Raw genomic sequence first — 11922 nt, forward strand, 5'->3', positions numbered from 1 at the left:
TATGAAATTTAAAAAATTAAACAAAAAGTGGATTATTGTAGTGATTATTATTGTTGCCATTGTAGGAGTTGTTGTATCCAAACATGGAAAGAAACAAGTTCCTCAAGTAAAAAAAGAAATACCGAATGTTAAGGTGCAAAAGATAACTACACAGAATATATCCTCAGAAGTTCAATATGCAGGTAAGCTAGAAGCTGTGAAATCTGTTACTGTAAGCCCTAAAAATCCAGGAAAAGTTGTATCAGTAAATATTAATGTTGGTGATAAAGTGACTGCTGGACAAAGTCTCTTTACACTTGATACAGCATCAGTTTCTGCAACTCTTCAATCACAGCAGGCCGCCCTTAACTCAGCAAAAGCTGGTGTAAGTGATGCAATATTAAAATATCAACAGAGCATTGATAAATCACAAATTACATATAATGATGCCAGTAGTTATTATGAGAAAGAAAAACAGCTATATGATGCTGGAGCAATATCAAAACAGGAATTAGATAAAGCAAAACTAGCTGTTGATAACGCTTCTGTAGATTTAAAGAATGCTCAAGAGAACCTAAATCTTTTACAGCAGAATTCAGGATCTACTCAGGCTGTTGCGTCAGTTGCACAAGCAGAAGCTAATATTAATTCTACACAAGTTCAACTAAATGATTCCAATATAACAGCGCCTATATCTGGAGTTGTATCCGTTAAAAATGTTGAAGTTGGAACAATTGCTTCAGGAACAGCAGGAACTGTTACTATAATAGATACATCTTCACTTATTTCACAAATAACTGTTCCAGACAAAATTGTAGGCAAGCTTCAAGTTGGTGAGAATGTGCCAGTAGTAATTAACGCATTAGGTGATAAAGCTATCACAGCAGTTGTAGACAGTATAAGCCCTGATGTAGATAGTAAAAATAATTCTTATATAATAAAGGTAAAAATAGATAACTCTAATGGGGAACTAAAGGCTGGTATGTTTGCAAAGGTATCAATACCAGATCAGAATAGAGATAACGCTGTAATTGTTCCAAATGAGGCAATAAAAGTAGAGAATGGAGTTAAATATCTATATACCGTAGAAAACAGTAAGATTAAAAGAATAGTTGTGGAAACAGGTATAGCTAATGATAAAATCACTGAAATAACAACAGGAACAGTGAAGGCTGGAATTGAAATTATTACGGAAGGACAAAGTCTTCTAAGTGATGGTCAAAAAGTAAACATAGTTAAATAGTAATTTGAAACTTTATAAATACAGTCATAAGGTAATTCCTTATGACTGTATTTATTTTTATAGAAAAGGAATAATAAGTTAAGTAAAATTATATTCTACAAATGCTGGAGGGAAAAATATGAAAGATATAAATGATGTATTAAAAGATATAAAACAAATTGATGGTCAAGCGGATAGATTAAAGGATATGATATCAAATGCTTACGAAGGTTATGAATATAATGGAGCATCTGAAGTTATTATAAATAGAGATAAAGGATTAGATAGAATAAATTCAAGTGCTTATAGGGTACAGGTCAACAGTCCTAGTTCTCCTACAATAATAGCTATGGTTGATGAAGGAAAAGATCATTATGTGGCTACTGTTGTGGATGCCTACATAGAAAATCAGTAGAAATTAATACAACAAAGGTTATTTTTCTTGTATAAGAAAGGTAGCCTTTATTGTATTAATTGAAAAATACAACATGCTATGGTAGTATATAGTTAAAAATTTGGTTCTTGTAAACGTTGTAACTGAATTAAAAAAGTAATAAACGGAACAGGTCAAATAGATTATGTAATATATGAGGGGAAATAAGAAACATTGGCAAAATGGGAGGGTTTAAATATGTCAAAGTTAGATTTCACTAAAGAATATTTTACTATGAAAGAAAGTGATGTTGTAGAATATACTAAAACTGTTTTAAAGCTTTTTAAGGAGGATGCAGTTTTAACTTGCAAGGAAATTGGAGATGGAAACCTTAATTATGTCTTTAGAGTGGTTGATGAGAAAAATAATAAATCTATAATAATAAAACAAGCTGGTCCTGTAGCGAGAATATCTGATGAATTTAAACTTTCACCGGATCGCAATAGAATAGAAAGCGAAATACTAAAGCTTCAACATTCACTTGCTAAAGGGTTAGTTCCAGAGGTTTATCACTATGATCCTATTATGAATTGCTGTGTAATGGAGGATTTATCTGATCATACAATACTGCGTACAGCATTATTACAGCATAGAAAGTTTCCAATGCTAGTAGATCATATAACAACCTACATGGTAAATACTCTATTACTTACTTCAGATATTGTTATGTGTCATAAAGGGAAGAAAGCTCTTGTTAAGAGTTTTATAAATCCTGAGCTTTGTGAAATTAGTGAAGATTTAGTTTATACTGAGCCATTCTTTAATTGTCAAAGAAACGATATATTCGAGCCAACAAAGGCTGTAGCACAAGAGCTTTTGTGGAATGATAAAAAGTTTATATTAGAAACAGCAAAATTAAAATTTGAATTCATGACAAATTCTCAGTGTTTAATACATGGTGATCTTCACAGTGGTTCCATATTTGTTAAAGAAAATTCCACAAAAGTTATAGATCCTGAATTTGCATTCTATGGTCCAGCGGGGTATGATGTTGGTAATGTTGTAGCACACTTTATATTTGCACTCATAAATGCTGAAGCTACAATGGAAGAAGGAGCAGAAAAAGATAATTACATATCTTGGATTAAAGAAAGCATTTTAAATACAGTTGATATGTTTAAAGAGAAATTCAATAAAGCATATGATGAAAATGTAACTGAAAGAGTTGCTAAATATGAAGGTTTTAAAGAATATTACTTAAATAACATTTTAAGAGACACAGCAGCGGTTACTGGTTTAGAATTATGTAGAAGAATTTTAGGAATAGCCCATGTAAAGGATATAACAACAATTAAAGATATTGAAAAAAGAGCAGTAGCTGAAAAGTTCTGTTTAACTTTTGGTAAAGAAGTTGTTATGAATAGGGAAAATATGATAGATGGCAAGAACTATTTAGAACTAATAGAGCACTGCAAGAAGTTAGGAGGAACATTATGTTAGAAAATGGACAACTTAATAGTACTATAATTCAGTCGGTAGTACTAGATGACGATAGCAATGCTTTGATAGTATTAGATCAAACTTTGCTTCCTAATGAAAAGATATTTTTAAGATTAACTAGCCAAAATCAAATATGGGAGGCTATATATTCATTAAGAGTTAGGGGAGCACCGGCCATAGGTATCGCAGCTGGCTATGGTGCTTATCTTGGAACAAAGGAATCACAAGCAGAAAGCTATGATGAGCTATATGAGGATTTCAAAAAAGTAAAAGAGTATCTTGCATCTTCAAGGCCTACAGCAGTAAATCTGTTTTGGGCTCTTGATCGAATGGAAAATAGATTTAAGAGAGAAAAAGGAAAGTCTGTACAGGAAGTTAAAAGAGCTCTTAAAGAAGAATCAGAAAATATAAGAGCAGAAGACGAGGTAGTTTGTAAAAACATAGGAGAGAATGCACTATCTCTATTAAAGAGTGGAATGGGAATATTAACTCACTGTAATGCAGGAACAGTTGCCACTGCAAAGTATGGAACAGCACTAGCCCCTATATACCTTGGTAAAGAACGAGGTTATGATTTTAAAGTGTATGCAGATGAAACAAGACCTCTTCTTCAAGGAGCAAGGTTAACGACATGGGAGCTTAAGGAAGCTGGAATTGATGTTACATTAATATGTGACAATATGGCTTCAATAGTGATGAAAGAAGAGAAAATTCAAGCAGTTTTGGTTGGCTGTGATAGAGTTGCTGAAAATGGAGATACTGCTAATAAGATTGGAACTTCAGGGGTGGCGATTTTAGCTAAGCACTATGGAATACCTTTTTATGTTTGTGCACCATTATCTACTATTGATTTAAAATGTAGTACTGGTGAGGATATTCACATAGAACTAAGAGCTGATGAAGAAATAACATCAAAGTGGTATGAAAGACCAATGGCTCCAGCAGGAGTAAAAGCCTATAACCCATGTTTTGATGTTACAGATAACTCACTAATAACTGCTATAGTAACAGAAAATGGTATAGCATATCCACCATATAGTGAGAGTCTTCCAATACTTTTTAAGTAGATAGGAGTGGTCTTATGAAGGTTATCGTTATTGGCGGAGTTGCAGCAGGAATGTCTGCTGCTTCTAAAATGAAGAGAGTTGATAGTAGTGCTGAAATTGTAGTTTATGAGAAGGGTCCATTTGTATCTTATGGTGCTTGCGGACTTCCTTACTATGTATCTGGTATAAATGAAGACTATACTAAGATGATAGCAAGAACTAAAGAAGAGTTTGAAAAGACAGGAATGAAAATAAATCTTAAACATGAAGTTGTAAAAGTTGAACCAGAAAGTAAGCAGATTTTAGTTAAGGATTTGGAGAATGATAGGCTGTTTATGGATTCCTATGACAAACTTATGATAGCTACAGGTACTGTACCAGTAGTTCCCCCTCTAAAGGGAAAGGACTTAAAAGGAGTATATGTGCTTAAAACCTTGGAAGATGGAATGATACTTAAAAAGGCAGTAGAAGCTCCAGATGTGAAGAATGTAGTAATTGTTGGTGGAGGATACATAGGAATAGAATTGGCAGAAACCTTATTATATGCCGGCAAAAATATTAGGGTTGTAGAACTAGCCCCGAGGATATTACAACCTTTTGATTCTGAATTAACAGAAATGGCAACTAATATTATGATGGAAGCTGGAGTTAAATTTAATTTAAATGAAAAGGTTGAAGAACTTGTAGGCACAGATAAGGTTACAGGGATAAAAACTGATAAGGAAAGCTATGAAGCAGATTTGGTTATTTTAGCTATAGGTGTAAGACCTGCTACTAGTTTTTTAAAAGATTCAGGAATAGCCCTTGCTAGAAATGGTGCAGTAGTAATTGACAGAGAAATGAGAACTAATATTGCTGACATATACTCAGCGGGAGATTGTGCTGAAGTATACAATAAAGTAAAGGAAGAGAACTCCTTTATACCATTGGGAACCACTGCTAACAAGTGCGGAAGGCTGGCAGGTGAAAACATTATAGGTAAGCATAATAAGTATGTGGGGACCCTTGGAAGTTCTGCAATTAAAATTTTAGATTATGAATTAGGCAGAACTGGACTATCTGAAAGTGAAGCTAAGGCTTTAGCTATAAACTATAAAACAGTTTTTGTTAAGGCATATGACCACCCAGGATATTATCCAGATCCAACGCCTATATGGATTAAGCTTATATATGAAGAAAGAACCAATAGAATTTTAGGTGCTCAAGCTATGGGGAAAAAAGGGGCTGTATTAAGAGTTGATATGTTTGCTATAGCAATTCATAACAATATGACTACCATGGATTTAGGTATGACGGATTTATGTTATGCGCCTCCTTTTGCAGGAGTGTGGGATGCAGTTCATATAGCTTGTAATGCAGCTAAATAATGATAGAATTGATAAACTGGCAATAAAAGACGCAATCAAATATATATTGTGATGATGAATAAAATAAGTAATAAAAGGAGTATTTATAGTAATAAGATCTATGAATAGTCCTTTTTCTATTTCAAGGAAGTAATAAAAATACTCATTAGGGTAACAATGGGTAGTTGATTTAGTTGCATTAATTATAACAGTAAATTAATAGAGCTAGTTTAATTTAGTCTAGCTCTATTAACTTTACACTATAAATTCTAAACTATTTATGTTATGCAACCTAGATTACATTTTCCATAACTAAACTGATCTTACATAGGTGTATACATACTTAAAATATAATATTTTTAAATTAATCTTAATATCAATCTTTTTTATTTGTTTTTTTATTATGTTTAGTTCCAGAGTTATTTTCTTTCTTTTCCTTTTCTTGTTGGCTTGCACAAGAAGAACAATGTTTTTCACCCATAGTATTTATCCCTCCTAAATAAGAATTTAACCATAGTATTACTCTACTATTTTGTTCAATATACAAATTATAATTCTATGAAATTGATAGAAAAAAGAAGCACATCATAGTAAAAATTAATATGCGAAGTCTTCTTAAAAAGCGTACTACGTACAATTATAAAAGTATCGCAGATTTTATAGTTCATTAGGCTAATAATACGTAGTTAATGTATTTACTATAAGTGCAAATATTTTTACAATTAGTATCCTAGTAGTCTATATTGGCTAAATGTGATAAAATTGAATTGATATTAATTATTTAATAATATATATTTAAAAAGCCAATTTAGGAGGTCATACGAATGAAAACTGATTTATTAGAAAAAGGAGCAATATTACAAAGAGATAAAGAAACATATGCAATAGCACCACATTTAACTGCTGGAATTGTAACTCCAGATATTTTGAGAACTATTGCAGATGTAGCTGAAAAATATAATGCAGCAGCTATTAAAGTTACTGGAGCTCAAAGAATTGCATTAGTTGGATTACAAGAAGAGGATTTAGATAATGCTTGGAAAGACTTAGATATGGATCCAGGTGCAGCAATAGGTTTATGTGTAAGAAGTGTAAAAGTATGTCCAGGCACTACTTTTTGTAAAAGAGGTCTTCAAGATTCAGTAGCAGTTGGATCGAAAATAGATAGTTTATATCATGGTAAAAAGTTACCTAATAAATTAAAAATAGGTGTAAGTGGTTGTCCTAATAGCTGTTCAGATAGTGCATTTAAGGATATAGGATTAATAGGAGGCGGAAAAGGATGGATGTTCTATGTTGGCGGAAAAGGTGGAGCCAAGCCAAGAATAGCAGATAGAATAGCACTTTGTGTACCAGAAGAAAACATATATGACTTAACAGAAAAAATTATTCAAGTATATAATGAAAATGCAACTAATAGAGAAAGATTAGGAGATTATATAGACAGAGTAGGATTGGATTCTTTCAAAGAGCAAATAGATCTTAATAGTTATTTATAAAATAAAAATTAAATGTCATGGACATGCAAAAGTTTGCTATAAAAATTTAGCGATTTTGCATATAGCCCATGACATTTTTTAAATTATATAGATAAATAACCTTGATAATTGACTTATATAGAGAGATGTTTCCAAAGCTGAAGCTTGGAAACATAGACCGGAGTATAAGTTAACTTTCGACTTAGCCCTCTATACTATTTTGCTAAATTAATTCTTAAAGTTTCTCCAATTACTCCTGACCCACCAAAAATAATTTGATTTACAAAGCTTTTTCCGTCAATATAAGCTTTTTGATTTTTAATATCTCCATTTATAAGAATAACAGGAGAACCATATTTCGCAGCATACACACTGCCAGCTAAAGCATCTGGGAAATTCTCACCAGAGGCAAAGGTTACAGTATTACTAGCTAAATCAAAATATTTAGCTATATTTAAGGATGTCTCATATCTGTCGCTTCCCCAAATTCTAGCTATACTACCTTCAGAAAGATTAGCTATGCTTTTAATTTGTTCTTTTATACTATCAGATATAGCGCCAGTTCCTCCTATGATATATACCTTAGAAGGTTTAACCTTTTTAATAGTTTCTATAGCAGAATCTGATAAAGAATTACTGTCTGATAAAACAATTGGATATCCTTTTGAAGCAGCTACTGTTGAAATACTTAGACCATCTGCAAATACATTTCCACCAGCTATAACTAAAGGAGTATCTTCTTTTGCATTTATTTCATCATTTATAATTTTTATAGTTTCATATTTTGAGCTACCACTAAGTCTTTTTACGTTTGAGTAGCCTAAATTATTTAAGCTATTTACTATATCGTTATTTACTTCCTTTTCATCGCCTAAAATACATACTGTACCATCCTTAGTCAAATGATTCTTTATATATTCTATAGTTTTCGTATTTTCAGAAGCAGAGTTACCACTTAAAAGTATAGGAGCATCTAGTTTTTTAGCTAAAACACTTCCGCTTAGGGCATTTGGGAAGTTATAGCCTGAAGTGATAACTACACTGTTGACACTTCCGTTATTAACGCCTTCTGCAATTTTCATAGCTGTTTCAAATCTATCTTGTCCACTTAACCTTGTACTTGAATATTTTTTGCCACTAGCAGGTGTCCAGTTGTTTATCAAAGATTGGGCAACATTTTCATCATTAATAATTTGTCCACTGTATTCCTGTGAACAAGCTTTCCATTCGTTAAAAGTTAATGTCTTATCGTATCTGTTTGTTACTATTCCATTAACCTTATAGTAGGTATTATTATCAAAAGAGTTATCTATTGAGCTTTCATCAGATAACTGAATATTATAGTTGCTGTATCTGCTTAAAAATAGGTTATTTCTAAAGTAATTTTTAACGGCACCTTCTAACATGTATATGTCGTCAAAAGCATTTCCATAAAATACATTATTATATATGTAATTGTTAGTAGCATTGCTGCCGATGGCTATACCATAAGCATGATTATTATATAAAAAGTTATTTGTAATTGTGCAATCACTGCCGCCATTAGGGGCTCCGTACATTTGTATAGCAGCTCCTGCATTATCATGAATCTTGTTTCCGCTAAAAGTCCAGTTTGAAACGCCATAACCTATGTATATTCCATGATCCTTTGGCTTATTTATTTTTAAACCTACATTATATATTTCACAGTTCTTAACAGTACAATTATTTGAGTTATTCTCTCCATATATTCCAGAGGTTCCAACAGGTCTATATTCAGGATAATCTAAGTCATGTATTTTTAAGTTACTTAGTTCAATATTACTTGAGTTGTATACATATACTCCTGCACCTGTATAATCTTTCATTTCTATACCTTCAACTCTCCAATAAGAAACTCCGTTAAAAGTTATTGCATCTACACCATCTTTGCCAAACATAATCTTAGCATTGTTTCCACTCATTACAACAGTTTCACCAGGATAATTTTTTATTGTATACCAGGCGGTACTTGAACCAGGTTTCTTATTTTTACTTAATACATCTGTAGTTTCGACATAAGTTCCTTCTCTTATTAAAAGAGTGTCACCAGGTTCCATAGCATATATGCCTTCTTGAATACTTGGAAAAGGATTATCTATACTTCCCCAAGGCGCTTGTTTATTTCCCTTAGTTTGAGATACATAATAGGTTTTGCCAGTTCCTTCAGCATGAACATTAAAAGAAGTAACTTGTAAACATATAAAGAATAAAGTTACTGTAATAAAAGTAGAAAGTTTTCGCATAATTATTCCCCCTCATATAATGCAAAGTATTTAATGATAATATAATTTTACTAAGCTTTTCATAAATTCACAAGTTTTTACGAAAAAGGTGGTGAATATACTTATTTCACCACCTGAAATTTTATTTGATTTTAACAAGCATATAGAACTCGATTCCTTTAGCATCAACATTTCCAGTTGATGGGTTTTTATTGCCAGATATGTTTAAGAATATAAATTTAACTTTAATTTTTTCATTTTCCTCAATTAAAGTCATTTCTTCAGAAGACAGTGAATTTTCCTTTGAAAATAGTCCATGTTTATCAATGAGATTCTTTACAAAAGAATTTAAATTTTTGCTATAAGCCTCAATTCCTTTGTAATTAACTTTTACAACTGCGGTTTCATAATTATATGAAGCTGTCAAAGGATAACTTGATGCGTTAACGCGATTATTAAGAGTTCTTGTATCAAAGAGGTAATCATATCCACTTATATCTAGTGCATTTTCTGATTGATTTCTCATAAAAGTGAAGTATTCTCCAGTAGGACCGTAGCTTGGGGCTACAAAAGAAAATCCAAATACCTTATCCATATCATCTAATTTGAAATTTTGTGGAAGATATTTAACATCTTTAAAGCTGTGATTCCTATTAAAATAATCAAGTATACTACTTATTTCAGCTTTATCTTCCTTAGGAATATCAGGAGAACTTTGCAGTTTTCCATCTTTAAGTATGTTATCTTTTATAAGAATTTTTTCAAGTCTGTTATTTTGACTCATCTTTGAAATGGAATAGCTGCTAAGAGGACCAAATACAGAAATTAAAGTGACTATAGAAAGTGTAAGAGGAATTATTATATTCCTATGTTTTTTAGTAAAGGATAAATAAAGCATCATTGAAAATAACCATACTCCTAAAATAACAACAAAATATCTTCTTTCTGTTACGCCATAAGCATTTATTCTTATACCTATGGAATTAAACATCATTATAAGAAGTGGCAGAATGATTTTAGGAGAAAACTTTAAAAATTTGTTTTGCCATGGATTTTCATCCTTTATAGGGGTAATAGAGAATAATACTATTGTAACAATAACTGAATACCACAGAACCAGATGAGAAACTATGCCAATTGGCCAATGTGCTGTTATTATTATTTTTCCAAAGTATATATATAGTATTATTGTGTATGCTGTCAAAAGTGGCATTACAATATATAAAAGCAGTATCCTCAGAAGCTTTGGATAAGATTTTATAGTTAGTTCTTGATTCTTAAGTGGTATTCCAGAAAGAAAATATGATACTGCAAAGATAAAAACTACAAAAAGCCATGTATAGTAGTAGACTTTACCTAAAATTTTTATCCCAAGAAGTTTATCTATTGTAAATAAAATTGCAGAAAGCCCTAAGTATAATACAATTGAATAGATTATAGTGATAAAAAATCCTGTAAATACAGTTATAATGTACATTTCAAATTGTTCTTTTTTAAGAAGATGTGGTATAAAAAGAAACCATAGATATAGTGCAAGACTTACAGCAATGTATCTAGTAATAGGCACCATTTCTCTAGTTTTTAGAAATAAGAAGTAATAAAGAATTAGAAATAAAGAGCCACCTATATAAGCTAGAAGGAGCTTATAAATACTTTTTTCCTCTTTTTCTCAAAGAAAAGCTTTATACAAAGTGAAAGGGGAATTCCAAGAGCAAGGGTCATAGCTATTCTAGCTAAGGTGTCCTCTTTTAAATTAGTTTCTGATATTACTATAAGTACAGCAGCAACAGATGCTGAAAATAATATGGCAAATGGAAATCTCTTAATACTTAAATATAATCCAGATAAGATATTTCTGATATATTTTACAATCTTCATAAAGACCTCCTATTAAGTGATTTTTAGGCTCAGATGGTTTGCCTATAAGGATTACTTTCTTCATCTGAGCCTTAGAAGAACTTATCTAGAGATATATTATACGTTATTTCCCATCACAGGGTGTGATGGGAGTGTTACAGATGGTATCTATCGGACAATTATAGTTTTAGGTTAATTTTTATATTAGATTTAGCATTAATACAATATTATATGGAAATCACATTTACTGCAATATAATTTTATTCATCACTGTTTTCAGAATCTGTAGTAAGTTCACCACAGTCTTTAATAGTGCCCTGAGGAATATAAGCCCTGTAAAAATACCTGCTCTGTGTTTTTAACACCTTGTTTTTATCTTCTTTAGTATAGGTTCTTGTATAGGCTTTAACAGTTCCAGGTTTTTCAGTAGAATTATTTGATGAAACATAAACTATTTCGATCTCCTTTTCGGGCACATCTACGTTATTTGATTTTTCACCATTCTTTTCTGCTTGAAAAATATAGTGAACCTCGCCTTTTAGCACACCTTTCCCGAGATAAAAGCCTTCAACAGAAACTAAGTTGCAGCTGTCAACTAACTTCTCATTTTTTAGTGTGTAGCCTACAAGATTTTCGTCATCCTTTTTTTCTTTAGATTGCTTAACTGTATATATTCCTATAGCAATGAATATAGCTAAAAAAAATATTGCTACTTTTTTAATTGTCCTTATGGAACCATCTAGTTCAGCTGATTTTGATCTTGATAATGTAACATTACTTAAAGGTTTATCTTTTTTACTCATAAAAATCTCCTCATGCTATTCTAAAAATATTGGTGTATATATACAAGAATTTGTAGTAATTAATTCCCCAAGTCT

General features: G+C 31.5%; 10 protein-coding genes. 6 read left to right on the forward strand and 4 right to left on the reverse strand.

Annotated elements, in window-relative coordinates:
- The first annotated feature begins 1 nt into the window (after position 1).
- From RCG18_RS17290 to RCG18_RS17315, 6 genes are all read left to right on the forward strand, one after another.
- Positions 2-1222 (forward strand): efflux RND transporter periplasmic adaptor subunit, encoded by a 1221-nt coding sequence (locus RCG18_RS17290; protein WP_308037271.1) that lies wholly within the window; start codon positions 2-4, stop codon positions 1220-1222.
- A 118-nt stretch (positions 1223-1340) separates the two neighbouring features.
- The gene (locus RCG18_RS17295) at positions 1341-1616 is read left to right on the forward strand and encodes a hypothetical protein (RefSeq protein WP_308037272.1); all 276 of its coding nucleotides are present in this window, start codon (positions 1341-1343) and stop codon (positions 1614-1616) included.
- Between the two features lie 216 nt (positions 1617-1832).
- Positions 1833-3074 (forward strand): S-methyl-5-thioribose kinase, encoded by a 1242-nt coding sequence (gene mtnK, locus RCG18_RS17300; protein WP_308037273.1) that lies wholly within the window; start codon positions 1833-1835, stop codon positions 3072-3074.
- The gene (gene mtnA / locus RCG18_RS17305) at positions 3068-4141 is read left to right on the forward strand and encodes an S-methyl-5-thioribose-1-phosphate isomerase (RefSeq protein ID WP_308037274.1); all 1074 of its coding nucleotides are present in this window, start codon (positions 3068-3070) and stop codon (positions 4139-4141) included. The genes mtnK and mtnA overlap by 7 nt, the downstream gene beginning before the upstream one ends.
- Positions 4142-4155: 14 nt before the next feature.
- The gene (locus tag RCG18_RS17310) at positions 4156-5487 is read left to right on the forward strand and encodes a CoA-disulfide reductase (RefSeq protein WP_308037275.1); all 1332 of its coding nucleotides are present in this window, start codon (positions 4156-4158) and stop codon (positions 5485-5487) included.
- Between the two features lie 803 nt (positions 5488-6290).
- A complete protein-coding gene (locus tag RCG18_RS17315) occupies positions 6291-6965 on the forward strand; it encodes an NAD(P)/FAD-dependent oxidoreductase (RefSeq protein ID WP_308037276.1) in 675 nt (224 codons plus the stop codon).
- 194 nt (positions 6966-7159) lie between these two features.
- Here the strand turns inward: RCG18_RS17315 and RCG18_RS17320 are convergent, their stop codons facing one another.
- The 4 genes from RCG18_RS17320 to RCG18_RS17335 form a co-directional block, all read right to left on the reverse strand.
- Positions 7160-9208: a cell wall-binding repeat-containing protein gene (locus RCG18_RS17320; RefSeq protein WP_308037277.1), complete on the reverse strand. Its 2049-nt coding sequence runs from the start codon at positions 9206-9208 to the stop codon at positions 7160-7162.
- Between the two features lie 121 nt (positions 9209-9329).
- Positions 9330-10757 carry a DUF4153 domain-containing protein gene (locus RCG18_RS17325; protein WP_308037278.1) on the reverse strand — a complete coding sequence of 476 codons (1428 nt, stop codon included), beginning with the start codon at positions 10755-10757 and terminating at the stop codon, positions 9330-9332.
- Positions 10758-10819: 62 nt separating this feature from the next.
- Complete coding sequence (locus RCG18_RS17330) at positions 10820-11065, reverse strand: hypothetical protein (protein ID WP_308037279.1); 246 nt, start codon at positions 11063-11065, stop codon at positions 10820-10822.
- A 239-nt stretch (positions 11066-11304) separates the two neighbouring features.
- Positions 11305-11847: a hypothetical protein gene (locus RCG18_RS17335; protein WP_308037280.1), complete on the reverse strand. Its 543-nt coding sequence runs from the start codon at positions 11845-11847 to the stop codon at positions 11305-11307.
- Between the last annotated feature and the right edge of the window lie 75 nt (positions 11848-11922).

The organism is Clostridium sp. OS1-26 (genome assembly GCF_030915445.1).
GTDB lineage: Bacteria > Bacillota > Clostridia > Clostridiales > Clostridiaceae > Clostridium_AM.

Bases quoted from the DNA above. Each gene is read 5' to 3' on its own strand.
- RCG18_RS17315 (WP_308037276.1), top strand. From the start codon at position 6,291: ATGAAAACTGATTTATTAGAAAAAGGAGCAATATTACAAAGAGATAAA.
- RCG18_RS17290 (WP_308037271.1), top strand. From the start codon at position 2: ATGAAATTTAAAAAATTAAACAAAAAGTGGATTATTGTAGTGATTATT.
- mtnK (WP_308037273.1), top strand. From the start codon at position 1,833: ATGTCAAAGTTAGATTTCACTAAAGAATATTTTACTATGAAAGAAAGT.
- RCG18_RS17325 (WP_308037278.1), bottom strand. From the start codon at position 10,757: ATGGTGCCTATTACTAGATACATTGCTGTAAGTCTTGCACTATATCTA.
- RCG18_RS17310 (WP_308037275.1), top strand. From the start codon at position 4,156: ATGAAGGTTATCGTTATTGGCGGAGTTGCAGCAGGAATGTCTGCTGCT.
- RCG18_RS17295 (WP_308037272.1), top strand. From the start codon at position 1,341: ATGAAAGATATAAATGATGTATTAAAAGATATAAAACAAATTGATGGT.
- mtnA (WP_308037274.1), top strand. From the start codon at position 3,068: ATGTTAGAAAATGGACAACTTAATAGTACTATAATTCAGTCGGTAGTA.
- RCG18_RS17320 (WP_308037277.1), bottom strand. From the start codon at position 9,208: ATGCGAAAACTTTCTACTTTTATTACAGTAACTTTATTCTTTATATGT.
- RCG18_RS17330 (WP_308037279.1), bottom strand. From the start codon at position 11,065: ATGAAGATTGTAAAATATATCAGAAATATCTTATCTGGATTATATTTA.
- RCG18_RS17335 (WP_308037280.1), bottom strand. From the start codon at position 11,847: ATGAGTAAAAAAGATAAACCTTTAAGTAATGTTACATTATCAAGATCA.